Origin of the sequence: Arcobacter sp. YIC-80 (genome assembly GCF_044841725.1) — a bacterium.
Lineage (GTDB): Bacteria > Campylobacterota > Campylobacteria > Campylobacterales > Arcobacteraceae > Arcobacter_B.
Map to the genome: position 1 here is coordinate 55,805 of NZ_JBJBSI010000009.1, position 26,184 is coordinate 81,988.

General features: G+C 28.2%; 25 protein-coding genes. 21 read left to right on the forward strand and 4 right to left on the reverse strand.

The genetic code is table 11. The features are described 5' to 3' along the window. Positions 1 to 311: 311 nt before the first annotated feature. Entirely contained in the window at positions 312 to 1,514 is a 1,203-nt protein-coding gene (locus ACH5BK_RS11890; protein ID WP_404307679.1) for an NAD(P)/FAD-dependent oxidoreductase, read from the forward strand. Positions 1,515 to 1,542: 28 nt separating this feature from the next. Here ACH5BK_RS11890 and ACH5BK_RS11895 read toward each other — a convergent pair whose 3' ends face one another. Beyond that, positions 1,543 to 2,526, reverse strand: a complete 984-nt coding sequence (locus tag ACH5BK_RS11895) for a helix-turn-helix transcriptional regulator (protein WP_404307681.1) — start codon at positions 2,524 to 2,526, stop codon at positions 1,543 to 1,545. 65 nt (positions 2,527 to 2,591) lie between these two features. On the opposite strand from ACH5BK_RS11895, the gene ACH5BK_RS11900 reads away from it, so the two are divergent. Beyond that, positions 2,592 to 3,716: a hypothetical protein gene (locus ACH5BK_RS11900; protein ID WP_404307683.1), complete on the forward strand. Its 1,125-nt coding sequence runs from the start codon at positions 2,592 to 2,594 to the stop codon at positions 3,714 to 3,716. A 28-nt stretch (positions 3,717 to 3,744) separates the two neighbouring features. On the opposite strand, the gene ACH5BK_RS11905 is transcribed toward ACH5BK_RS11900, so the two are convergent. Beyond that, positions 3,745 to 4,020 (reverse strand): hypothetical protein, encoded by a 276-nt coding sequence (locus ACH5BK_RS11905; RefSeq protein ID WP_404307685.1) that lies wholly within the window; start codon positions 4,018 to 4,020, stop codon positions 3,745 to 3,747. A gap of 174 nt (positions 4,021 to 4,194) precedes the next feature. Between ACH5BK_RS11905 and ACH5BK_RS11910 the strand changes: the two genes are divergently transcribed. From ACH5BK_RS11910 to mreC, 7 genes are read left to right on the forward strand one after another with little or no spacing between them, the layout of a single operon-like run. Next, positions 4,195 to 5,268, forward strand: coding sequence for an epoxyqueuosine reductase QueH (locus ACH5BK_RS11910; protein ID WP_404307687.1), 1,074 nt, complete (start codon positions 4,195 to 4,197; stop codon positions 5,266 to 5,268). Then, a complete protein-coding gene (gene lpxB / locus ACH5BK_RS11915) occupies positions 5,265 to 6,308 on the forward strand; it encodes a lipid-A-disaccharide synthase (protein WP_404307689.1) in 1,044 nt (347 codons plus the stop codon). The genes ACH5BK_RS11910 and lpxB overlap by 4 nt, the downstream gene beginning before the upstream one ends. Positions 6,309 to 6,357: 49 nt before the next feature. After that, positions 6,358 to 6,801, forward strand: coding sequence for a 3-hydroxyacyl-ACP dehydratase FabZ (gene fabZ, locus ACH5BK_RS11920; protein ID WP_404307691.1), 444 nt, complete (start codon positions 6,358 to 6,360; stop codon positions 6,799 to 6,801). A gap of 11 nt (positions 6,802 to 6,812) precedes the next feature. Further along, positions 6,813 to 7,592 (forward strand): acyl-ACP--UDP-N-acetylglucosamine O-acyltransferase, encoded by a 780-nt coding sequence (lpxA, locus tag ACH5BK_RS11925; protein ID WP_404307693.1) that lies wholly within the window; start codon positions 6,813 to 6,815, stop codon positions 7,590 to 7,592. An 18-nt stretch (positions 7,593 to 7,610) separates the two neighbouring features. Beyond that, a complete protein-coding gene (gene clpX, locus ACH5BK_RS11930) occupies positions 7,611 to 8,840 on the forward strand; it encodes an ATP-dependent Clp protease ATP-binding subunit ClpX (RefSeq protein ID WP_404307695.1) in 1,230 nt (409 codons plus the stop codon). 21 nt (positions 8,841 to 8,861) lie between these two features. Next, positions 8,862 to 9,893: a rod shape-determining protein gene (locus ACH5BK_RS11935; RefSeq protein WP_404307697.1), complete on the forward strand. Its 1,032-nt coding sequence runs from the start codon at positions 8,862 to 8,864 to the stop codon at positions 9,891 to 9,893. Next, entirely contained in the window at positions 9,886 to 10,704 is an 819-nt protein-coding gene (mreC, locus tag ACH5BK_RS11940; RefSeq protein WP_404307699.1) for a rod shape-determining protein MreC, read from the forward strand. The genes ACH5BK_RS11935 and mreC overlap by 8 nt, the downstream gene beginning before the upstream one ends. Here the strand turns inward: mreC and ribE are convergent. Next, positions 10,694 to 11,314, reverse strand: coding sequence for a riboflavin synthase (gene ribE, locus ACH5BK_RS11945; RefSeq protein ID WP_404307701.1), 621 nt, complete (start codon positions 11,312 to 11,314; stop codon positions 10,694 to 10,696). The two genes, mreC and ribE, sit on opposite strands and share 11 nt — an antisense overlap. Positions 11,315 to 11,541: 227 nt before the next feature. Here ribE and mnmG point away from each other — a divergent pair, with 227 nt between their 5' ends. Next, positions 11,542 to 13,413, forward strand: coding sequence for a tRNA uridine-5-carboxymethylaminomethyl(34) synthesis enzyme MnmG (gene mnmG / locus ACH5BK_RS11950; protein WP_404307703.1), 1,872 nt, complete (start codon positions 11,542 to 11,544; stop codon positions 13,411 to 13,413). 108 nt (positions 13,414 to 13,521) lie between these two features. Here the strand turns inward: mnmG and ACH5BK_RS11955 are convergent, their stop codons facing one another. Next, on the reverse strand, positions 13,522 to 15,252 hold the full coding sequence (locus tag ACH5BK_RS11955; RefSeq protein WP_404307705.1) for a hypothetical protein: 1,731 nt from the start codon (positions 15,250 to 15,252) through the stop codon (positions 13,522 to 13,524). Between the two features lie 169 nt (positions 15,253 to 15,421). On the opposite strand from ACH5BK_RS11955, the gene ACH5BK_RS11960 reads away from it, so the two are divergent. The 11 genes from ACH5BK_RS11960 to ccoG all read left to right on the forward strand — a co-directional run bounded on the left by ACH5BK_RS11960 (position 15,422) and on the right by ccoG (position 26,133). Continuing rightward, on the forward strand, positions 15,422 to 16,783 hold the full coding sequence (locus ACH5BK_RS11960; protein WP_404307707.1) for a dihydrolipoyl dehydrogenase family protein: 1,362 nt from the start codon (positions 15,422 to 15,424) through the stop codon (positions 16,781 to 16,783). Next, positions 16,770 to 19,025: a fatty acid cis/trans isomerase gene (locus tag ACH5BK_RS11965; protein WP_404307709.1), complete on the forward strand. Its 2,256-nt coding sequence runs from the start codon at positions 16,770 to 16,772 to the stop codon at positions 19,023 to 19,025. Before ACH5BK_RS11960 ends, ACH5BK_RS11965 begins: the two co-directional genes overlap by 14 nt. A gap of 12 nt (positions 19,026 to 19,037) precedes the next feature. After that, entirely contained in the window at positions 19,038 to 20,036 is a 999-nt protein-coding gene (locus ACH5BK_RS11970) for an amidoligase family protein (RefSeq protein WP_404307711.1), read from the forward strand. Beyond that, complete coding sequence (locus tag ACH5BK_RS11975; protein WP_404307713.1) at positions 20,018 to 20,704, forward strand: gamma-glutamyl-gamma-aminobutyrate hydrolase family protein; 687 nt, start codon at positions 20,018 to 20,020, stop codon at positions 20,702 to 20,704. The genes ACH5BK_RS11970 and ACH5BK_RS11975 overlap by 19 nt, the downstream gene beginning before the upstream one ends. An 81-nt stretch (positions 20,705 to 20,785) precedes the next feature. Then, complete coding sequence (locus ACH5BK_RS11980; protein WP_404307715.1) at positions 20,786 to 21,109, forward strand: hypothetical protein; 324 nt, start codon at positions 20,786 to 20,788, stop codon at positions 21,107 to 21,109. An 8-nt stretch (positions 21,110 to 21,117) separates the two neighbouring features. Continuing rightward, positions 21,118 to 22,356 carry a hypothetical protein gene (locus ACH5BK_RS11985; protein ID WP_404307717.1) on the forward strand — a complete coding sequence of 413 codons (1,239 nt, stop codon included), beginning with the start codon at positions 21,118 to 21,120 and terminating at the stop codon, positions 22,354 to 22,356. Then, complete coding sequence (locus ACH5BK_RS11990; RefSeq protein ID WP_404307718.1) at positions 22,346 to 22,654, forward strand: metal-sulfur cluster assembly factor; 309 nt, start codon at positions 22,346 to 22,348, stop codon at positions 22,652 to 22,654. Before ACH5BK_RS11985 ends, ACH5BK_RS11990 begins: the two co-directional genes overlap by 11 nt. A 3-nt stretch (positions 22,655 to 22,657) precedes the next feature. Beyond that, entirely contained in the window at positions 22,658 to 23,074 is a 417-nt protein-coding gene (locus ACH5BK_RS11995; RefSeq protein ID WP_404307720.1) for a hypothetical protein, read from the forward strand. Positions 23,075 to 23,087: 13 nt separating this feature from the next. Beyond that, positions 23,088 to 23,687, forward strand: coding sequence for an FmdE family protein (locus ACH5BK_RS12000; protein ID WP_404307722.1), 600 nt, complete (start codon positions 23,088 to 23,090; stop codon positions 23,685 to 23,687). A gap of 124 nt (positions 23,688 to 23,811) precedes the next feature. Further along, positions 23,812 to 24,648: a hypothetical protein gene (locus ACH5BK_RS12005; RefSeq protein ID WP_404307724.1), complete on the forward strand. Its 837-nt coding sequence runs from the start codon at positions 23,812 to 23,814 to the stop codon at positions 24,646 to 24,648. A gap of 102 nt (positions 24,649 to 24,750) precedes the next feature. Continuing rightward, on the forward strand, positions 24,751 to 26,133 hold the full coding sequence (ccoG, locus tag ACH5BK_RS12010) for a cytochrome c oxidase accessory protein CcoG (RefSeq protein WP_404307726.1): 1,383 nt from the start codon (positions 24,751 to 24,753) through the stop codon (positions 26,131 to 26,133). Positions 26,134 to 26,184 lie beyond the last annotated feature (51 nt).

Consider the following 26,184-nt stretch of genomic DNA (forward strand, 5'->3'; position numbering starts at 1 on the left):
TTTGTCCTATTAATTTAATATTATTTACACTTATTAGATTTATAATATAAGCTTAATTTAATAAGTGATTTTTGTTTCATGATTTTTGAATTATTATAAGCTTATATAAAGTGTCATTTATTAACACCAGTTAAGAAATTTACAATCTTTATTAAGTTTTTATCATATCCTAAAATGGCTAAGTATAGAATTACTGAATATTTTAAGTTTGAGGCTCGCTATATATGGGCTATAAAAATTTAGTAACATTTCAAACATATATTTGTAAAAGTTTATCTTACAAATAAAATAGTGAAAAAAAGGTTTATTTGATGGAAAAAGTTGTAATAATTGGTGGTGGTTATGCGGGTATTTATGCATTAAGAGAATTAGTTAAAAATAAAAATATAAAAATCACATTGATTGATAAACATACATTTCATAATCTTCAACCAGAAGTTTATGATCTTATCGCAAACAAATCAAATATTGCTGATGTTACTATTGATTTAACTACTTTATGTTTAGGATTTAATCACAACTATTTAGAGTATAAAAACTTAAAAGTAAGAAAAATAGACCAAGAATCAAAAAAAATATTCACAGAAGAACAAGAAATAGTTGAGTATGATTATTTAATCATGGCAGCAGGTACTAGAACATTTTTCCCACCACAAATTCCTGGATTAAATAATGCCCACGATATCAAAAAACTTCACTGGGCTATGTTCTTTAAACAAAGTTTTGAAAACCAACTTTTCAAAAAAATCCAAGATGAAGCAAAAAAATGTGATGATACTCACATCGTAGTTGTTGGAGCTGGTTTATCAGGGGTAGAAATCGCAGCAGAGATGGCATATAACTCAAAGATGTTTTTTCAAAGAGGTAATTTCTCTTGTGATAACCTAAAAATCTCCCTTGTAAGTAGTTCTGATACTATTCTTCCAGGTCTTACTCCTGAATTAGTTAGTATTTCTCATAAAAGACTTAAATCTCTTGGTATTAATGTAATTACTAATACAAAACTTCAAAAGTGTGAAGATGGATTTGCTTATCTTTCAAATGGAACAAAAATCTATAACTCATTTTTAATCTTTACAGGGGGAGTTGAAGCCAATAAAATCACAGAAGAACTTGATGTAGCTAAAAACCCTAAAGGACAAATAATAGTAAATGAGTTTATGCAAAGTGATAAAGACCCTAAAATCTTTGCTATTGGTGATGCAGCTGAAATCAAAAATAAAAAAGGCGAAATTATGCCTCCAAATGTTACTATTGCTAGAATCAGTGGAACAAATGCAGGTAAAAATATTTTAAGAATGATCGAGAAAAAAAGATTAGTAAAATGTGATCCAAAACTAGATGGTATTCTAATTGCCCTAGGTGGGAAATACGCAGCTGGTAATATTGCTGATTTATTCCATGTAAAAGGAAGACTTGCTTACGAAATCAAAAAGTATGTATTTAGCTCTTATAGAAAACCTCTTTTAAAACTAATCAAAGCAGGTTATTCAAAACTAAAAAAAATGTCATAAGTATCCAGTCTAGTCTCAAAGACTAGACTTAAGCTTCATAAGCTTTTAGATACTGCTGCAACTCTTTTATAAACTTTTCTTTATAACTTTGTGGTTCTATTATTTGGATATCTGGTAACCACGCTTTTATGATATTATCTATATCTTCTTGTGTTGATACTGTAAACTTTACTAATAAAGATTTATCATCATACTCTTTTAGTATTTCTTGAGAAGGCAATAGCTTTTTTAACTTAAAATTGAAAGCTGCTTTTGGTAAAACCTTTACTTTTACTTCCATTGTATTTCCATCTTCAAACCATGCACTATGTACATTATCAAGTATTTCATCTATTGGTTTATCTAGTTTATACTTACACTTTTGAATATAAAGTTCTTTTATCTCATGGATAAAAACTGTTCGTATTTTCTCATCCTTTGTGTCTTTCCCAAATAAATACCAAATTCCATCAAAACTTACTACTTTATAAGGTTCAATTATAAATACTCTATTTTGAAGCTTCAACTCCACCATATTATTTAACTCTATTGCTTTTTCAAGTCTGTTTAACAAAGATGAATCCATATCTATTTCTTGGAAACTATTTGGCTTTATATAGTATGGACTTGAATATCTTGGAGTTAAAAGTTTTGAAAAAATATCATAAGTGATTTTTTCAAAGTTTTCATTTATATCTTTTATTTGAGAAAGGGAGAGATAAACAAAAAGCATTTCATCTTCTTTTAGAGTTGTTTTATTTAAAGTAAAGCCCTCTATAAATTTATACTGCCCTAAAGATGTTTTCTCAATAGGAAAATATGAAAGTCTTTGGTATATATCTCTTTGGATAGTTTTTGCTGTTACATTAAACTCTTTTTCTAAGTCTTTTCTAGTTGGAAGTTCATTATCACTTAATTTTTGTAAAATAAGCATAAGTCTTCTAAGAACCGTATCGCTGTTTTTTTCACTGTTTTTTTTAGGTAAATTTTCAAAATCTTTATTCATTTTATCTCTTATTTTTTCTTGCGACATAATACTGTCTCTTTGTAAACATATAATTCTATAAATTTATAATTAAAAACATATTAAGGATTACAATGAAAAAAAGAAAAATAGTACTAACATCTCTTCTAAGTTCTATATTATTTGTAGGTTGTGGGGGAGCAGGAGATGTTTCATCTAGTATATCAAATATTGTTCAAGTAGAAAGAGGTGCTGTTTTAAATGCAACAGTTACAGACGCAAATGGAAATACAGCAATACCTGTTAGTCCATATTCAAATAGCTATAAATTTGATACTAGTATAGCCTATCCTATAGTAGTGAGTTCAGGGATTATAGATGTAAATGCAAATGGGCAAATAGATACAGAAGATATTAGACTAACAACAACACTAAAATCTTCAACAAAAAAAGTCTCTTTAATCTCTACTTTGATTTATAATACAGATAAAAATATAGAGAATCAAAACCTTGAAAAACTTCTTGATTTAACAAAAACGCAATTAAATCTAAGCAGTTTAGATAAAGAAAAGCTTTTAGATTTACCTAGTAGTTCTAAAGAGAGTATGATTATTACAAACGCTTTATATCAGAATTTTAAACAAAACTCTACGAATACACAAGATTATATTGAAGGTTTATTTGATACAAATAATACTACAAGATTAGATGATGTAAAAGCCAATATCTCTTCACTTAAAACTACTTTTGAAAGTAATATAAATCAAGATTTAAAACAAAAAGCAGCTTTACTTGAAACACAAGTTGTAAATGATTTACAAACTTCAAGTTTAATACAAAAATTAACAAGCACACAAGTAGAAGAAATAAAAAAAGAACTTGAGAAAAAAACGCCACAAGAAGATAATAAACAAGATGTTTCTTATTTATTAAATAAGACTTTTTATGAGTATGAAAAAGGTTATGAGGATTTAGCTTATGTGGTACATGAATATAAAAATTCTTATAAAGCAAAGGTTCAAAGACATTATAAAAGTTTTATAAGTAGTTCTTGGAAAATAGATGATTTAACAAAAGATTATGACTCTTTAAAAGTTCAAAACAATAGTATAGTTACTCAATACATGGGTTATACTCAAACTTTAAAAATAAAAAGTTTTTCAAGTGATCATCTTGTAGTTACTTTACAATCAGTAAATTCAAATAAAAATATAAATGATTTAAAAGAAATGAAATGGTACTTTAAGTCACCTAGATAAACAAAAAAGACTTTATGTCTTTTTTGTTTTAATCTTTTTTTATTTTTATAAGTATTCTATTTTTTCTATCTCTATGGATAATCTCTTTTTCATTTTTATTAAAAAGTTCTCTTAAAAACTCTTTTTTATATGATTTATGTAAATTTTTTGCATTAAAAATCTCTAACTTTTCACATTTAAAAGTAGAACTACAAACCCTATCTTCATAGATTTTCATATCAAGTATTGCTGTACCTGCACTAAAGATTTGAACTTGTGTATAATCATCATAATTAAAAATAAAACCCTTGTCATAAAACTTCATCGTCGGTGTTTTTATAAGTATTGTAGCACTTGATGTAAGTATTGGCGTTTTTTTTAAACAACCTGTAAAAAGAAAGATAAAAGTAAGTAAGATAGCTAATTTTTTGATATCTAATCCTTTGTTTTAAAATATTTTACTATAATATCCATAAATTATAAAATCAAAGGTTATTTATTGTTAGTACATATTTGTTGTGCAGTTGATAGTCACTATTTTTTAGAAAGAATACAAGAAGAATATCCAAATGAAAAGTTAGTAGGATTTTTTTATGATCCAAACATTCATCCATATAGTGAATATAGACTTAGATACTTAGACGTAGAATACTCATGCCAAAAACTAGGAATTGAATTAATTGAAGGCCCTTATAACCTAGAAGCATGGCTTAAAAAAGTAAAAGGTATGGAACATCTTCCAGAAAAAGGGGATAGATGTACAGTTTGTTATGATGATAGACTTGATAACACCGTTGCTAAAGCAAAAGAGCTAGGACATGATAAGTTCACAACTACTCTTTTAATTTCTCCTAAAAAGTCCCAAGAAAAGCTAGATAAAATCGGTCACAATCTTCAAAGTTTACATGGAATTGAGTTTATTTTTAGAGATTATAAAGCTGGAAATGGTGCAGAAATTCAAGGTAAAAAAGTAAAAGAAAACCAACTTTATAGACAAAACTATTGTGGTTGTTTATTTGGACTTTCAGCTCAAAGAGAAGCTCAAAAGAAAATCATGGATGAGATGTTTAACCCTATCTCAAATCAGATTTTACCTGAATCAATTGAAGAGAGATTAGAACTTTATAAAAGAAGAAATACTCTTGAAGCAAATGGTGATGAGTATAAAATCATAAAAAATAGATTTTTAAACTATAGGCTTTTAAGTGGAAAAGTTTTTGTAAAAAAACAAATCAAAGCTTCATATATTTTCCCATATTCTATGATAAATAGAGGAAAAACAAATGGTAGAATTGAGTATGAAAAAGATGGCATAAACTATCTAAACAGAGATGAAGTAAAAATCATAAGTTTAGAAAAATACAATGAACTTAGCAATAAAAACTATACAAATGTAAAAGAACTTATATATAATCCCCCACTATTTGATGAAGAACTTCAAATAAGAGCCAAAATAATCAAAAGCCCTTATGATTTAAGTGCTATTATAGTCTTAGATGAAATTCTTGATGAAAAGTATGAGATTTTTATAAATGCGCAAACTTATGATGATGTAAGGGAAGAGATAATATGAAACTTTTAGTATGTGCGATGGAAACTTCTTCAAATATTCACTTAAAGGAGCTTAAAAAGCACCTAAGTGATGATATAGAGCTTGTAGGAGTATTTGATAAAGAACTTGGCAATCCTATGTATGATTTAACTGCTTTAGCTATCATGGGCTTTATAGATGCTCTTAAAAAGCTTAGATTCTTTTTTAAGTTAAGAGATGAACTTGTAGAAGCTGCTGCTACTTGTGATAAAGTTCTTTTGATGGACTCATCAGGTTTCAACCTTCCTTTAGCAAAAAAACTAAAACAAAAGTATCCAAACAAAGAGATTATTTATTACATCCTTCCTCAAGCTTGGGCTTGGAAAAAAGGAAGAGTTAAAAAACTTGAAGCATATTGTTCTAAACTTTGCTCTATCATACCTTTTGAAAAGCAGCTTTACACTCAAAAAGATAAAATCACTTATGTAGGTCATCCTCTACTTGATGAAATACATCACTTCAAAGAAGAGCTTATACAAAGCAATAAAATTGCTTTTATGCCAGGAAGTAGAAAAACTGAAATAAAAAACCTAATGCCAATTTTTAAAAGCTTGGCAAAACAAATTCCAAACAAAGAACATATTTTAATAATCCCTGCAAAATTTGATGATGAATATATTAGTAGAACTTATGGAGATATATCAGATTTTACTATTTCAAGACAAGCTCATGAAACTTTACAAGATAGTGAATATGCTTTTATATGTTCTGGAACAGCCACTCTTGAAGCTGCACTTATTGGAACACCTTTTACACTAAGTTATATAGCTAAAAAATTAGACTATAAAATAGGAAGAACCTTTGTAAAACTACCATATATAGGTCTTGCTAATATCTTTTTTGATAAGATGGGAAAAGAGTGTATTCATAGTGAATTTTTACAAGATGAAGTAAGTGTTGAAGCTTTACTAAATGACTATAAAACCATGAATAGGGATAAATTTTTTAAAGATTCAAAACTTCTAAGAGAGTATTTAAAAAATGGAAGTTCAAAAAACGTAGCAAACATAATTCAAAACTAATTTTCTTTTCGATAAAATATCTACCATTAATTAAACTTTAGGATAATAGATGTTAGATATTACGGAAATTCAAGAAATACTTCCTCACAGATACCCTTTTTTACTTGTAGATAGAATTACAGATATGCAAAAAGGCGAAAGTATTACAGGGTATAAAAATATCTCTATAAGTGAACCTGCATTTATGGGTCACTTCCCTGGTCACCCGATTTACCCAGGTGTTTTAATTTTAGAAGGTATGGCACAAGCAGGTGGAGTTTTAGCTCTTAAAAGCAATGATTTAACAAATGAAGAGTTAAAAAACAAAGTTATTTACTTCATGAGTATTGACAAAGCAAAATTCAGAACACCTGTAAAACCAGGAGATAAATTAGAGTACAGAATTCAAGTTAAAAAACTAAGAGGTACACTAATTGTTCTTGAAGGTAAAGCTTATGTTGATGATGCACTTGTTGCAGAAGCTGAATTAAAAGCTATGGTAGTAGACAAATAATTAGGTAAATAATGAATAATATTCACAAAACAGCAATTATTGAAGAAGGGGCACAACTTGGTGATAATATCACAATTGGCCCTTTTACAATTATTGGTAAAGATGTAAAAATTGGTGATGGAACAAGAATTGATTCAAATACTGTAATTGCAGGTAAAACTACAATTGGTAAAAACAATCATATCTATTCTCATGCAGCAATTGGTACAGACCCTCAAGACCTGAAATTCAAAGGCGAAGAAGTAGAACTAATTATTGGAGACAACAATAAAATTAGAGAATTTACTTTATTTAACCCAGGAACTCAAGGTGGTGGTTCTATTACAAAAATTGGTAGCAATAATTTATTTATGGGATATGTTCATGTAGCCCATGATGTTATTATTGGAGATAATTGTGTTTTTGCTAACTGCGCGACTTTAGCAGGTCATGTAGAAATTGATGATTATGTTGTGGTTGGTGGATTAACTCCAATTCATCAGTTTTGTAAAATTGGAACACAAGTTATGATTGGTGGAGGTTCTGTAGTAACACAAGACATTCCTCCATTTTGTTTAGCAGAAGGTAATAAAGCTGTTTTAAGAGGTCTTAACCTAAATGGTTTAAGAAGAAGATTTGAAAATAGAGAAGATATAAATGCTGTAAAAACAGCTTATAAAGCTTTATTTGAAGCAGGAAAACCTTTAGCTGATGTAGCAAATGAATTAAAAGAAAATGAAAATAAATATGTAAGAGAATTAGCATCTTTTTGTTTAAATACAAAAAGAGGTATTCCTTACAACAGAAAATAAATAAATAGGTTTGGTGAAATGAGTAAAGTAACATGCGATTTTTGTGGAGCAACTGATAGTGCTAATAATCCTGTAATTGCAGGAGATAATGCTTCTATTTGTAAAGCTTGTGTTGGTGCTGCACATGAAATTATGAATGGAAATACTCCTGATGATATGGAGCATTTACCAATAACTACAGAAGAAGAAAAAGTTCAAGAAGAGATAAAACTTAGAACTCCAGCTGAATTAAAGGCAATCTTAGATGACTATGTAATCGGACAAGAAAGAGCAAAAAAAGTTTTATCTGTTGCAGTTTATAACCACTATAAAAGAATCTTTAGACATAATGAAATTGATGATGACACAGAATTAAATAAATCAAATGTTCTTTTAATTGGGCCAACAGGTTCAGGTAAAACACTTTTAGCACAAACTATTTCTAAATATTTAGATGTACCTTTAGCAATTGCTGATGCTACATCTTTAACAGAAGCTGGTTATGTTGGTGATGATGTTGAAAATGTGGTTACTAGATTAGTACAAGCTGCTGATGGTGATGTTGAGAGAGCTCAAAGAGGAATTATCTTTATTGATGAAGTTGATAAAGTAGCTAGAATGAGTGAAAATAGATCAATTACAAGAGATGTATCTGGTGAGGGAGTTCAACAAGCACTTCTTAAAATAGTAGAAGGTTCAGTTGTAAATGTTCCACCAAAAGGTGGAAGAAAACATCCTGGACAAGACGCACTTCAAGTTGATACTACAAATATTTTATTTGTTTGTGGTGGAGCATTTGATGGTCTTGAAGATATTATCAAGAAAAAACAAGGTGCAAATGTACTTGGGTTTAATCAAGATAAGAAATCTAAAAAAGAAGAAGAGAAACTAATCTCTCAAGTTGAAACTGATGATTTAGTAAAATATGGTTTAATTCCTGAGTTAATCGGTAGATTACACATGGTAGCCACTTTAAATGAAATCACAGAAGATGATATGGTTCATATTTTAACTGAACCAAAAAATGCACTTATCAAACAATATATCAAACTATTTGAAATGGATGATGTAAACCTAAAATTTGATAAAGAAGCACTAAAAGAGCTTGCTAGACTTGCTATTGAAAGAAAAACAGGAGCAAGAGGTCTTAGATCAATTTTAGAAGATATTATGCTTGATATTATGTATGATCTTCCAAAATATAAAGATAAGACGATTACTATTACAAAAGAAGTAGTAAAAAAAGAGAAAGAACCAAAAATCGCATAAACATAAGAGAGGGAAAATAAAGTGTTTTTAGATAAATTAATCGGTCTATTTTCAAGTGATATGGCAATTGACCTTGGAACTGCTAATACTATTGTTTCTGTAAGAGGAAAAGGTATTATCATAAATGAACCATCAGTTGTTGCAGTTCAAAATGACAAATATGGTAGAGATAAGATTTTAGCAGTTGGTCAAGAAGCTAAACAAATGATTGGTAAAACACCACTTAATATTCAAGCAGTTAGACCAATGCAAGATGGTGTTATCGCTGACTTTGAAATGACTGAAAGAATGATAAGATACTTTATTGAAAAAGCCCACTCAAGAAAATCTTTTATAAGACCTAGAATCATTATTTGTATTCCTTATGGGATTACACAAGTTGAAAGAAAAGCCGTTGAAGAATCAGCAATGAGTGCAGGAGCTAGAGAAGTATTCTTAGTAGAAGAGCCAATGGCAGCTGCGATTGGTGCTGGTATTCCGGTATCTGACCCATCAGGTTATGTGGTTGTTGATATTGGTGGTGGTACAACTGAGATTGGTGTAACTTCTCTTGGTGGTTTAGTACTTTCAAAATCAATCAAAGTTGCAGGAGATAAGTTTGATAAATCAATTATTGATTATGTAAGACAAAACTACAACTTATATATTGGTGAGAGAACTGCTGAGAATATCAAGATAGAAATCGGAACTGCTATTAAACTTGATACTGAACTAAAAATCAAAGTAAAAGGTAGAGATAACTCTGGTTTACTTTCAACTATTGAGCTTGGAAGTGAAGGTGTTAGAACTGCTATAAAAGAGCCATTAAAAGAGATAGTTTCTGCTGTAAGAAGTGTCTTAGAAGATATGCCACCTGATTTAGCAGGAGATGTAGTTGATAATGGTGTAATTCTTACAGGAGGTGGTGCTTTAATTAGAGGACTTGATGAATATATCGCTGATATTGTAAAACTTCCTGTTAAAGTTGCAGAAGATCCACTTCTAGCAGTAGCTTATGGTACAAGCAATGTATTAGATGAGGATGCACTTTTAAAACTAATCACTAATGCGTAAATTCTTTTTTATTGTACTTTTTTTAGTAGTTAGTTTATCTTACCTTTTTGAGGTAGATAAACTAGTTGCTAGAAACTTTACTTTCTTAAATGACATAAAACTCTCTTATATTGACTCGGTTATTGATATTTCTACTACTATTGAAAAATATTTTAATCAAGTTAGAACAATAGAAAAGCTTGAAATACAAAACAATGAGCTTAAAAACTATAAAGCCTTATATCTTACTACTCAAAAAAAGTTAGATAGTATAAATAAATTTCTTACTACAAATGAACAACATCAAACAAGAATAGATATAAAACAAACAAAAGTTTTATCATATATAAACTTCAATGACTTTACAAAAGTATGGTTAGATTATGAAAAAAAAGATGACACTATTTTGGGACTTATTAGCCAAGATTATGCCGCAGGAATTGTAGTAAAAGAACAAGGAAGAGCTGTAGCACTTCTAAATGGAAATGAAAAATGCTCTTACGCTGTATTTATAGGAGAAAATAAAACACCCGGTATTTTAACAGCAAAAAAAGACAAAACAATCCTAATCAAATTTATTCCTATGTGGTCTGAAATAAAAGTCGGAGATGAAATAGTAACATCAGGTATGGATAACATCTTCGTAGAAGGTCTAAAAGTAGGAAAAGTAAAAGATATACAAATACTTCCACAAATGAAAACAGCAACAGTAGAAATGTACGCAAATGTACTAAAGAAAAAATATTTTTATGTATATAAACAAGCTCCTACAGCTTCAAATAAACAAGAAAATTCAACTAAAGAAAAAAAGGAAAAGACTACTAATAAGTAGCCATAATCCTATCTACATCATTCCAAGAAAGCTTATCTTTTTTCTCTTGAGTTCCTTTGAACATATTATAAACGTATCTAGCAAACATATCTGTTTCTAGGTTTACTTTTGTTCCTACTTTATATCTTTTAAATAAAGTATTTTCAATTGTATGAGGAATGATTGTAAGTCTAAATGAGTCTTTCATCACATCATTTACTGTAAGTGAAACTCCATCTATTGTCACACTTCCTTTTGGGATGATATACTTTGAGTATTCACTTGGAAGTGATACATAAAAATCAGTTGAGTTTCCATTGTTTTTAATATCACTAATTGTTCCTAAACAATCCACATGACCTTGTACAATATGACCTTCAAACCTATCACCCATCATCATAGCAGGTTCTATGTGAACCTCATCTTTATAGTTTTCCATGGCTAAAATCTTTTGAGATTCAGGTGAAAGCTCAACTGTAAAAGTATCACTTGTATATCTAACTACCGTTAAACAAGCTCCATTTACAGCTATAGAATCCCCTATTTTTGGGCTATATTTTGCTTTTAATGTTAAGAAGTTATTTTTAAGACTCACTACTTGAGCCATCTCTCTTATAAGTCCAGTAAACACTGTATTCCTTCATATTTTATATACGATATAGTATCTAATAACATTTAATTTCTAAATTAAGCATTAAATCTTAAAAAAAATTAAAATTTATTTGGAATAATCATATTTTTTTGGTATTATACGAAAAAAATATTCTGAAGCCAATTTTTAAATAAAAGTTACTATTCCAAGGCTTCAATTTTGACTTATAAAAACAATATAAATACTACCTAATTTTTGGAGAAATTATGAAATATGATATTATCGTTGTAGGTGGAGGACATGCTGGTATTGAAGCTGCCTTAGCATCTGCAAGAATGGGGAAACAAACCCTACTTATTACTATGTTAGTAGAGCAAATTGGTGCTGCTTCATGTAACCCTGCTATTGGTGGACTAGCAAAAGGTCACCTAGTTAGAGAACTTGATGCCTTAGGTGGAGAGATGGGTCTATGTACTGATGCAACAGGTATTCAGTTTAGAATCCTAAACGCTTCAAAAGGTGCAGCAGTTCAAGGAAGTCGAGCTCAAATTGATATGGATAAATACAGAGAATATATGAGAAGAGTTTGTCACAACACAGACAACCTTGAAGTATACCAAGATGAAGTAAGTGAACTTTTAATCAATGAAAACAAAGAAGTTTACGGTGTAAAAACCAGACTAAACGAAGAGTTTGAAGCTTCAAAAGTTATCCTTACAACTGGTACATTTATGAAAGGACTTATTCACATTGGTGAGAATAAGTATGATGCAGGTAGAGCATGGGAGCTTCCATCTTCAACTTTATCTATTCAGTTAAAAGAGCTTGGATTAAATGTAGGAAGACTAAAAACAGGAACACCTGCAAGAATTGATGGGAAATCAATCAATTTTGAAAACATGGAAATGCACGGAGGAGATGTAAACCCTGCACCTTTTTCTTTTAGAACAAACAAAGAAGAGTTTAGTCCTACTCAATATCCATGTTATATTACATATACAAATCTTGATACACATGAAACTATTAGATCAAACTTTGATAGAACTCCTCTATTTACAGGTCAAATCGAAGGTACAGGGCCTAGATACTGTCCTAGTATTGAAGATAAAGTAAATAGATTTGCTGAGAGAGATAGACATCAGTTATTCTTAGAACCACAAACAGCAATGTGTACAGAGTACTACATAAATGGTCTATCAACATCACTTCCTATTGATGTGCAAAAAGAGATGATTCACTCAATTGCAGGATTAGAAAATGCAAAAATCATTAGATATGGATATGCTATTGAGTATGATTATGTAGACCCTACTGAATTAAAACACACTTTAGAGACTAAAAAAATCAAAAACCTATATAATGCAGGTCAAATCAACGCAACTACAGGCTATGAAGAAGCAGCTTCTCAAGGTCTAATAGCAGGTATAAATGCTTGTTTAGCAATAGATGGTAAAGAGCCATTTGTACTTAGACGGGATGAAGCATATATTGGGGTTTTAATCGATGATTTAGTTACAAAAGGTACAAATGAACCTTATAGAATGTTTACATCAAGAGCAGAATATAGACTTCTTTTAAGAGAAGAAGGAGCTGATTTAAGATTAAGTGCTTATGGACATGAGTTAGGTCTTATTAATGATGAAACTATTGAAAAAGTAAACTTTAAACAAAAGGTTATTGATGAAGCTATTGAATACATGAGTAATGAATGGTTCACATCTAAAAAAGAAAATCTTGAACTACTTGAAAGATTAGGACAAGATAAAATCAAAGATAGAGTACTTCTAATAGATATCGTAGGAAGAAGTACAGTAAAAGTTGAACACTTTGATGAATTCTTACCACAATTTGCTGATTTATCAGACTACTTAAAAGAGCAAATCTTAGTAGAAGCAAAATACTACAGATATGTAGAGAAACAAAAAAAGCAAATAGATAAAATGAAAAGAATGCTTAAAATGACAATCCCTGAAGACTTTGACTATTCACAAATCTCTGGATTATCAAATGAAGCTATTGAAAAGCTAGAAAAGTTCAGACCACCTACTCTTTTCAATGCAAGCGAAATTTCGGGAATTACACCCGCTGCTATTGATGTTATTCACATGTATATGAATTTAGAAAAAAAATCTATTTAACAGTAATTAATAAGAATATACATTAATTAGTGAGATTTTTAATACCTCTTCAACTAGAAATTTGACCTTTGATTTTATCTAAAATTCAAAAGGTCAATTTTCTTGTTTTTATCTACATATTTTCCAATTCCAATAGGGTTCCCACACAAGTCTATTTTCTATATACTCATTTCCAGAGTAAGCACCTGTATCACTTATTCTTATTTGAATTTTATCGTTTACAACATTTTCTACATACCCTTTAATTTCAACTTCAAAGAATAATAGCTGAGTACCTAAAAGACATACTTTATCACCTACTTTTTTTATTTTAGAATATTCTTCTTGTTCTTGTTTTAGTTGTTTGATTCTTTTTTTCTCTCTTTCTTTTTCCTCTTTTATTCTTTTTTTATTCTTTTGTGTTTCAATATTTTTAAAGTATTTATATCTTGAAAGAGCTTCTTTTCCTAGTAACTCTACTGCATTTGATAATTCTTTAGAATTAAGTCCATAATTGAAATAAACTGAATCAATTATTTTATTAACATTAATATTTTTATTGATTAACTTTTGAGCTCTTGAATTCTGAGCATCTGATAATAGAACAATAATAGTATCTTCTAAGTTATTATTAATCGGTTTATTTTTAATTATGAAGTCTAAAACTTTATAGGTCTTTTTTACAGCAGAAGTATAAAGTAGTTTATTATAATCTAAATCTTTTGGAGTATTAATTTTTAATAATTTAAAAAACAACTCTTCAAGTCCATTTTGAATAGTTAAATAAAATATTCCCGAAGTAGGTTTAGCTCCTCTTCTAAGATAAAAATCTATACGTCTTTTATCTTTTTTTAAAATAGCTGTTCTTAATTGTGTAAGCATATCATCATTTGCTTGTTTTTCTTTAATATTTGTATTACTCTCTTTTGAAAGTATTTTTATTGCTATTTTATACATATTTTTTATTACTGGTTTAGAACTTTTACTATTAGACATCTCTTTCATTTCTCTAAGTGCATTATCAATCGTTTTATCGATATTTTTAATATCCTTTGAAATTAATTTCAATATTTCTTCATAATACTTAAGAGCTATATTTTGATGTTTTGTATATGGAATAGGATTTCTATATAAATCTAAATATTTAGCAATACTCTTATTTGATACAACACCACCTCGATTTTGAAGAAGTTTAATTGCTTTAATTCTTGGTTTAAAATAAGAATGAACAGCTCTTTTTTTATATTGCCACTTTACGTCTTTATTATTAAAAATAGTAACTACTAAATCATTTAATATTTTACTTGCCATTTTTTGTGATTGCACAACAACTTTTAAAGTCTCTAAAGAAATATTAGAATTATATTCTGTTCCAGCTAATGCAGAATAAACATCACATTTTGAAAAATCAACTTTATCTTTTAAAAAGAGTGCAGTCTGAACACTTGAATTAATTTCATTTTCTAAACTTTGATAACTTGCTAAATAATCAACTTTAACTGCTTTTTTAATTAGTGAACAATTCTGAAGGACATCTTTATCAAAGCCCCCATTAACATATAATAATTGAAATGCTCTATAATCTTTTACTTGTTTTTTTATCGTATAATATAAAGCGTTTTTTGTAACAAATGCTCCTTTACTTAATAAGTCAGTAGCTTTATTATATTGATCTTTCATAGGACTTTTTTTAAAAAGTTTTACTAGTGCCTCATCTAGTTCTTTTTGAGTCATTGTTGTAGATTTATTTATTTGAATTACGTTAGGAATGTAAGTGAGTTTGACGTTTGATGTCTCAGCTGCTACTACATAACTAGAAAGTATTAAAATAAATACAAGAATTGAGTTTAGTTTTCGCATAAGCTTCCTTCAAGTTTTATATGAAAATTATTATATTATAAGTAACTAATAATCTTTATAAAGTTCTAAAAAACGAGGAAAGAACTTCTAAAATTTTAAATAAAAATAAGTGTCATTTGAGAAAAAAACTCTATAATATTACAACAAAAAATAACAAAAGCGAGTTACTATGAAATCTTACGACTTAATAATTATTGGAGGAGGAAGAGCCTCAAACTTAGCTAAAAAAGCTGGTGCCATAGGAAAAAGTGTTGCCCTTATAGAAAAATCAAGTTTAGGTGGAACTTGTGCAAATAGAGGCTGTGTTCCCTCAAAACTTCTGATTGGTTATGCTGATGTTATTAGAACTATACAAAATTCTCAAAAACATTTTATTTCAAGTGAAATTAAAAATATTGATATAAATACAATATTTGAAAACAATAATTCTTTTATAAATAGTGTAGATGAAAACTACAAATCTAAACTAAATGAAAACGTAGATTTATATAGAGGTATTGGATATTTTTTATCTGATAAAGTTATTGAAGTAAATAATCAAAAACTAACAGCAAAAAAAATAATAATTGCAACAGGAACAAGCCCCCAAAAACCTCCTTTTGAAAAGGCTTGGAGTAGTGATGACATCTTTCCTTTAGATAATATTCCAAAATCAATTACTATTGTAGGTTCTGGGTTTATAGCTTGTGAACTAGCAAATGTTTTTGATGCTTTAAAAATCAAAACAAAACTACTTGTAAGAAGCAATACTCTTTTATCAAATGAAGATAAAGATATTCAAGAAACGTTCAAAGATGAGTTTAGCAAAAACATTGATATAGAATTTAATACTACAGTAAAAGATGCAAAATATAAAAATGGCTCATTTGATATAGTTTTAGAAAATAAAGATAAAAGTACAAAGACTCACAAAAGTGAAGCCTTACTTTATGCCATAGGAAGAGACTCAAATGCAAAAGATTTAAAGCTTGAAAATACTTCAATACAACTTGATGAAAAAGGTTTTATAAAAAGAGATGAGTTTTTTCAAACAAATGCAAAAGATGTTTATGTAGTAGGTGATGCAGCAGGTGAATATATGCTTCAACACGCAGCAGCTTATGAAATGAATCATCTTTTTAAAGTTCTTTTTGAAGATGAAGATAAAGCTCTAAAATTCAAATATATGCCCCATGCTGTTTTTACAAGTCCCGAAATTGCCAGTGTAGGTTTAACTCAAGAACAAGCAAAAGAACAAAATATTGATTTTGTAGTTTCAAAAACAAGCTGGAAAGCTAGTGCAAAAGCTCAAGCTATGAAAATAGATTATCCTTTTACTAAATTTATTGTAAATAAAAATACTTATGAAATACTAGGTTGCCACCTAATAGGACCTCAAAGCTCTACTATGATTCATCAAGTATTAACAGTAATGCACATCCAAAATGATATAAGACACTTAAAAGATATGCTATATATCCACCCTGCTTTAAGTGAAGCCCTATTGCCAGCAGCAATTAATACTATTAAGGAAATAAATGAAAAAAACTAATCTAAATTTTTTGATTCTAGTTTTACTACTTCAAACAATTTTATATGCCCAAAACAACAATGAATTGTCTTTTCAAAAAGATATAAAACCAATTTTAGACAATAGATGTGTTGTTTGCCACTCATGTTACAACTCACCTTGTCAATTAAAACTTAGTTCTGTTGATGGCTTACTAAGAGGTGCCACAAAAGAAAAAATTTATGACAATAGAATTGATCCTGCAAAACCTTCAAGAATGTTTATAGATGCAACAACATCTAAAGAGTGGGAGGATTTAGGTTTTCACTCTGTATTGAAAAAATATAATCAAGAAAATATTATGTCCAAGCTTTTAAAGCAAAAACAGTTAAAACCTGAAAATATAGGAGATTATGCCCCTGAAACAGATGATCTTCAATGTAGTAAAAATATGGAAGAACTAGATGAATATTTAGAAGATAATCCAAATCATGGTATGCCTTATGGTTTCCCAGCACTTAATAAAAAAGAGCATGAAATGCTTATTTCATGGCTTAAAGGTGATATAAAAAAACAAGAAGAAGAGAAACAAAAACCTTCTAGAATTATCAAAGCATTTGAGATGTTCTTAAATAACCCAGATATGAAACATCAAGTTACAGCAAGATATATTTATGAACATCTTTTCTTAGCTCACATCAAATTTGATGGAGATGACAACTTTTACTCTTTATATAGAACATACAATGCAAATGGCTCAGATGCTGTAAAAACAAGAGTTCCTTATGGAAAAGCAAAAGAGAAGTTTTTCTATAAATTTAAAAAAATAACATCTACTATAGTACATAAAACACACATGGTTTATAAATTAAATGAAGATAAGTTACAAAGATATAAAGATTTATTTATAAGACCTACTTGGGAAGAAAAACCTAATATGCCTAGCTATGAACCTAAAATAGCTGCAAATCCCTTGATTGCATTTAAGCAAATTCCTGCAAAATCAAGATATGAATTTATGCTTGATAATATACACTACTTTATTATGACATATATTAGAGGTCCTGTTTGTAAAGGACAAGTTGCACTAAATGTTATAAATGACCATTTTTGGGTTGCATTTAAAGATCCTAAATATGATTATACAATTCAAGATAAAGATTTTTTAATACAAAATCAAAAAAACTTATCTTTACCAAATGAATATGGTGGTAATAGTGGGATTTTAGATGTTTTTAGTATTTATAAATATAATAGTGTAACTATTGATTACTATAAAAACAAAAATAAACTTTATGAAAAATACAATAGTCCTTTAGATTTCCAATCTATTTGGAAAGGAAACAACTATGGAGAAAAAGATAATGATGCTATTTTAACAATATATAGACACTTTGATTCTTCTTCTGTACATAAAGGAGCGCTAGGAGATATACCTAAGACTTTATGGGTTATAGATTATCCTTTACTTGAAAGACTTTATTACTCTCTTGTTGCAGGTTTTGATGTATATGGAAACACTCAACATAAAATACTTGTAAGAAAATATATGGATAGACTAAGAATTGAAGGAGAAAGCAACTTTTTAGAGTATCTTCCACGAAGCAAAAGAAATGATATCTTTAATAGTTGGTATATAGGAGATATCGCAAAACAAGTAGCTACATATACACCCTCAAACTTAGATCCTAAAGTTGATTATAAATTTAAAGAGTTTGTTGTAAACTTATTAGACTATACAAAAACTCCTAAAGATGAAATAAACTTTATTGATACAAAAGTTGATTTTTATAAAAATATAAAAGAGTTTAAAACAAAAGATGATATTCAAAAAGCACTAAAAAGTATAATTTTTCACAATGAAATAAACAAATTCAAAAAGTTTTCAAGCGATAACTTCAATTTAGTATATGTTAGATTCAAAATGAGAAAAGAAGATTTAGTCTACACAGCAGTTATAAATAGATGGCATGATAGTGTTGCCTTTTTATTTAATGAAGAAGCTCGGTTAAATATTAAAAAGGACAAAATAAACATAATAGAAGGCTTTATAGGATCTTATCCTAATTATTTTGTTGTCGTAGAAGAAGATGATATCAAAGAGTTTTTTGAGCTTCTAAAAGGAAATGTTGATGAATCAAAACTTTCTAAGTTTTTTATAAATAGAAACGATAAAAATTTCTGGCAAGTTTATGATTGGTTTCAAAATAAATTTAATGAAACAAATCCTATTGAAGCTGGATTATTTGATTTAAATAGATACTATAAAAAAAGTATAGATTAAAGGATATTATAAATGAGTAATTTTTTACAACCAAAAATTAGAAAAAACTATAAAAATGAGATTAGACATATAGGATTTGAGCTTGAGTTTTCTAATATTGAAATAGAAACAATTTTAGAGATTCTTGAAAAAGATTTTAATCTAAAAGTAAAAAAAGTAAATAATTATTTGTATAAACTAGAATCTCAATATGGGGATTTTATATTAGAACTTGATTTTGAACTTTTAACAAAACAAAAAATAGAAAAAAATGCAAAAGAGTTATCAGAAAAAATTGGTATAAATATCAAAAAAGAAGATATTGATATAGTAGAAAAATTCATAGGCGATATATCAAAAGATATAGTTCCTTATGAGATAAGCACTCCGCCTCTACCTTTAGATGAAATTACAATAATAGATGAAATAATCCAAGAATTAGCACTTCATGAAGCAAAAGGAACAAAACATAAACTATATTATGCCTTTGGACTTCATATAAATGTAGAAGTAATTTCTTTAGATGTAAAAAGTCTTCTTTCATATATGAGAGCTTATGTTATTCTACAAGATTATATAAATAAAGACGCTAAAATTGACCTTGCTAGAAAAATCACTCCTTTTATTGATAATTTTGAAAAAGATTATATAAAACATATATTAGATGAAAACTACAATCCCTCAATAAATGAATTTTTAAATGATTATTTGAAATTTAACCCCACAAGAAATAGATCCTTAGACTTACTTCCTATTTTGGCATTTATTGATGAAAAAGCTGTAAGAGCTATACTTCCTGATACAAAAATCAAACCAAGACCAGCCTTTCATTATCGTTTATCAAACTCTATGATTGGAAGTAAAGATTGGGAAGTTTCTCAAGAATGGAATAGATGGATTCTAATAGAAGACTTAGCAAATAATAGTTCTGCTTTAGAGCTATTATCTAAAGAGTATTTATCTCACTTAGACAATATAATCAATCTTACCAAATGGGAGGAAAAAGTTCAGTCATGGCTAAAAAACCACTAATTGGAATATGCTTACCAGATAAAGGCAATGTTTTTGCTTATTTGTTTATAAAGTTAAACCTAAAACTTCAAGGTGCATTTTGTATTAGACTTAGACCCTCGAAGAAAAATATAAACTTTGATAGGCTTGATGGTTTGATTTTAAGTGGAGGAAATGATATAGACCCTACACTTTATGGAGCACACAAAGATGCACATAATACAGAGCTTGATAAAAAAAGAGATGCTTTTGAACTTGAAATGATTGATAAAGCTTATAAAAAAGAGCTTCCTATTTTAGGTATTTGTAGAGGTGCTCAGCTTATAAATATCTATTTTGAAGGAAATTTATACGCAAAAATACTTGATTTGGATGAGTTTTTAATCCATCAAAACTCTATCTTCCCAATCAAAGAAGCCAAAGTAAAAAAAGACAGTTCTTTATACTCTACAGTAAAAGAAGAAAAGATTTTAATCAATAGTATTCATAATCAAGCTATCAACAAAGTAGGTGATGAGTTAGAAGTGTCTTCTAAGCATGAATCTATTATTGAATCTATTGAAAAAAAGGACTATCCTTTCTTATTAGCCTTACAATGGCACCCTGAATACTTAATATATTTAAAAGAACATAGAAGAGTTTTTGAAAAGTTTGTAGAAGCTTGTATTAGGTATAAAACCTCATCATAGAGATCTTTTTATTTCCATTGATTTATATCAATGATATACATTATCAATACTGATAAAGTTATGGAAATAAAAGGAGCAAAAATGGAAAAAATAGAAGTTATAGGTTCAACTGTAGACTTTTTTAAAAAAGTTGAAAATGAACTAACAATATATGAATTTGATACAAGTATGTGTCCTCCACCTGAACCAATGGTAAATGCAATGGCAGGTCTACAACTACTAGATAAAAACTCAAAACTAGTTATGATAAATCATAAATCGCCAGCTGGATTATTCCCAAAAGTACAAGAAGATTTTGACTTTCAAGAAGAAAACACAGATGATGGAAAAGTAAAAGTAGTATTTACATTAAAAAATAATGCCTCAAAGACTACTGATTTTTCACAAAACACTTGTAATGGGTAATAAATAAGATGAATATTTCACAACAGTTTGCACCACCTTTTAAACTTGTTGCACCATATTTTTTAATAGGTGTAATTATATATACACTTAGTATTTTTTTACTATTTAATATAGATGTTATAGATGCACATAGTTTAAATAATACCGTTTTATCATGGACACATTTATTTTTACTAGGATTTGTAATGATGATAATATTTGGTGCAATGGCACAACTTATTCCTGTAGTACTTGAAGTTGGTCATTTTTCTGTTGATTTGTATTATATTATTTATCCTTTATTATTTATAGGAACAACTCTTATGGCACTTGGATTTATGTATTACCCTTCATTATTACCTTATGGAGGAGTAGTTGCATTTATTTCTTTTAGTATTTTTTTACTTGAAACTTTTCTTACTATAATAAAAGTGAAAAAACTAAACTTTATAATAACAAGTGTTTTACTAGCCAATATTTTTTTACTTTTAGGCTTAATTATAGGAATTATTCTTGCTTTAGGATATAGTGGTATTTTAGATGTTGATACTATATCTATTTTAAGAGCCCATGTATATTTAGTATTAATAGGCTATGTTGGCATCACTATCATGGGAATGAGTTTGATTTTACTTCCTATGTTTTGGTTAAGTCATAGTTTCTCATGGATATATGTTAAAACTGCTCTTGCTATTTTAAGTATTGGAATTTTATTACAAGTTTTTTCATCATTATTTGATATTTTAATTTTTGAATATTTATCTTATATCTTTACATTTATAGCTTTAATTTTATACTTCATGCAAGTTTTTATAATCTATAAAACAAGAGTACGATTAGAAAATGATATTTATTTCAAAAGTATGGTTTTCTCATATATTTGTTTATTCTTTGCATTGATTTTAACAGGTTTATATATTTTATATCCAAGTCAAAATCTTTTACTTACTCTTTCTTGGTTAGGTATTGCTTTTATCACATTTATAATCACAGGGCATTTATATAAAATCATCCCCTTTTTAGTTTGGTATGAAAGATTTTCTCCTTTTGTTGGAAAGAAAAAAGTTCCAATGCTTGCTGATATGGTACCTAAAAGAAGTGCAAATATGCAGTTTATTTTTTCATCTATTGGAATAATAATAGTATCAATTGGAATTTTATATGCAAATGAAACTATTTTTAAAAGCGGTGTTAGTGTATTAAGTATTGGTGCAATTTTTTTGCTAAAAGATATAGATTTCATGATAAGGTTTAAAGATGATATATAATAAAGAAGAAATTTTTAAAGCTGTTTCAACAGTAAATGACCCAGAAGTTGGTTTTAATCTTGTAGAAATGGGCTTAATTTATGATGCTTTTTGTAATGAAAAAATGGAAGTTACAGTTGTGATGACATTAAGTACAAAAGCTTGTCCTTTACATCAGTTGATTGTACAGTGGGTAGAAGAAGCTGTTTTAAGAGAATTACCTAAAGCACAGCTTGCTCAAGTTGAATTAGTATGGGAGCCTGCTTGGAATATCAGTATGGCAACAGATGAAGTAAAAGCAAAACTAGGTGGAATGTAAAACATGATATATCTAAGTTTAAAGCTTATACATATTTTTTCTATTTTAATTTATGCAGGTTTTCTTTTTACAGATAATTTGATTTTAATGAGAATGCAAAAAAGACTTACTAAAGAAAAATATGAAGAAGTTAGATCTTACTTTAAAGACTTTACAAGAGTTTTGGTACCTAAAGCTCTTATTGTTGCTGTAGTAAGTGGTATTTGCCTTTTTTATCTTAACTTTGGAAGTATTGAAAATAGTCTTTCAAATTTTCAAATATTATTATCAATTAAAGCTATTTTAGGTTTATGGTTAGGCTTAAGAGGTATACTTCAAGTTTTTTTTGGAATTCAACCTTTTATTTTCAAAAGCCATAAACTACCTTTTGCATTAGTAATATGTATAGTATTTTTATCACAAATAATGTATTTCGTTTAAAAGAGAGGAAAATATGAACTATCCAGAATTTTTTAATACTATAGAAACTATAAAACTTCAAGATGATTTATCAGCATTCTTAGGTTCACTTGAAAATGGTCTTATTGAATTTAATTATTTAGATATAGTTAAAGCAGCAGGACATTCATGTCCTACTGTTGCAGGAGCTTATATCATGACTTTAGTAGCCTTAAAACATTTATATCAAAAAGAACTCCCTAAAAGAGGTGAGATTTTTGTCTCTTTTAAAGAAGATTCTAAAGATTCAGTAGCAGGTGTTATCGCAAATGTAATATCACAAATCACTGGTGCAACTGAAACTACTGGCTTTAAAGGAATAAATAAAAAATTTCAAAGATTTGATTTAATGAAGTTTAATGACAATATTAATTCAAGTGCAAAGTTTCAAAGATTAGATACAAAAGAAACTATAGAAATCATATATAATCCAAACAGCATACCAGCTCATCCAAAAGTAGCTGAACTTATGCAAAAACAAATGCAAAACTTAGCTTCAATAGAAGAAAAAAAAGAGTTTAGAAAACTATGGCAAGAAAGAGTAAAAAATATATTTGAAAATATAAATGAAGTAATCCAAGTAAAATATCCTTAGCTTTGAATTTAACTTATTTAATAAACTTAGTATTTTATTTTAAACTTATTTTAACCAAAAGCTATGAAGCTTTTTAGTATACTAAATACTTAAATATATACAAACAAATATAAAAGGTATTAATATGCAAGTTTATTTTTATGCAAAAACAGGTCATGCTATTGGTCTTGAAGCAGCAAAAAGATGTGCTGCTATAGCAAATGAATTAAAAGAATTTGATCCTATTTTATGTACTAGTGATTTTAGAGCAGGAGCTTTTGCTAAAGACTTATTAGGGATAAGAAGATATGTAAATATTGATGTTGTAAGAAATTTACATAACATCATGCAAAAAAGAGATATTCTTCTTTATGATACAGATGAAACAAATGAACTAATGAAAGAAGGAATGAGTGAGTTTTGTTCTTTAGTTTATAATATGGAAGAATTAAATGATGTAATTATTGATGAACAACTTTATTCAAAAATAGAAAATCCAAATATAGAAAAAACAATTTTCTTTGGTGATGATGACTATAATGAACTATTCTTAGATGGTGTTAAAAATTCTTCTAAACATGATATCACACTTCTTATGGGACACTATTTCTTCTTAGGAAATGAAAAAATATTTACAGAACATTTTAGTGATGTTATAGATGAAGAAGAGTATGTTGAAACTATTCAAAATAGTAAGTATTTATTAACAGCTTCTTTACAAACAGCATTAGAATCTATCTTCTGTGAAAATAACCCTGTTTTATTTAAAAGAGAAGATAAAACATATAATGAAGAATTAATTCAAAAACTAAACATTCCAGTAATTGAATCAAAATCAATTGATGATACTATTTTAGAGTTTGAAAATATTATAAAATCTTATCCAACTATACAAAAACCTAAAAATTTTGATATTTCTATGGTAAAAAATGAAATTTCTGAAAAAATAGAAAACTATAAAAAGCTAACACAAGGGAATTAGTGAATATACTTTCACTTCATAAGTTCTACTTATAGTTATTTATGGTTATTATAAGGTATCTTTATATATAATTAAGTATACATTATATACAAAGGTTTTACAGTGAAAGAGAAAAATGAATTTTTAAGTAAAACTCCTTATAGAATTAAAAGGTATTATGGATACATAATCGCAACAATAGTATCTTTATCTTTACCTTTTATTACTATAGGTGGTAACCACATTTTCTTATTATCTTTTGATAAAAAACAGCTTCATCTTTTAGGTACTGCATTTGATATGCAGGAATTATACCTTATGCCATTTTTACTAATGCTTCTATTTTTAGGTATTTTTGCTGTTACTTCTTTAGGTGGTAGAGCATGGTGTGGTTGGGCCTGTCCTCAAACAATCTTTAGGGTTGTATATAGAGATTTAATTGAAGGAAAACTTTTAGGTCTTAGAAGAATAAAAAATAAACAAAAAGAGCCTGACTTCTCAAAACCAAAAAATGCTTCAAAAAGAGTTATCGCAATCATTATATGGGCTTGTTTAGCACTTATTGCAGCTTCTAACTTTATGTGGTATTTTATTCCGCCAGAAGATTTTTTTGCTTATATACAAAACCCTACAGAACACATGTTCTTAATTGGATTTGTATTGTCAATTGCAGCATTTATAGTTTATGATGCAGTATTCCTAAAAGAAGACTTCTGTATTTATATTTGTCCTTATTCAAGAGTACAATCAGTACTTTATGATGACAATACTTATCAGGCTATTTACTCTACAAATAGAGGTGGTGATATTTACAATGAAAATAAAGAGAAGATTATTTTCAAAGCCAAAGACTTACCAAATCAAACAGATGAATGTACTACTTGTGAATCATGTGTTACTGTTTGTCCTACACATATTGATATTAGAAAAGGTTTACAACTTGAATGTATCAACTGTTTAGAGTGTGTTGATGCATGTACAACAGTTATGGGGAAACTAGGAAAACCTTCACTTGTACAATGGTCAAGTACGAATGAGATTAAGAAAAATAAACCAACTAAAATGCTTAGAAAGCAAACTATTATGTATGCAGCAGCACTTACAATAGTTTTAGGTTTATTATTTGCGATGGGTGGAACTAAAGAGTATATGCTTTTAAATGTAAATAAAACTACTCAATTATATAAAGTAAAAGAGAACAATGTAGTAAGTAATAACTTTGTATTATTATTCCAAAATACAGAATCAAAACCTCTTACATATCACCTTGAACTTATTGATCATAAAGATATTGAGATAAAAAGATTTAAACCTTTCACTTTACAACCTGGAAAACTTAGAAAAAAAGTTGTTATTTTACAAACTGATAAAATTTTAGTAAAAGACAATACAAAAGATACTCCAATTACGGTTACTTTAAGAGCTTATGCTAAAGAAGACCCAAAAAGAGTAAGTGTTCTAAGAAAAGCAGTATTTATTTATCCAAGAGCAGATAAACTTAAATAAATTATTAAATCTTAAAAGTTAGCAAATTGCTAACTTTTAAGCTACTATTAT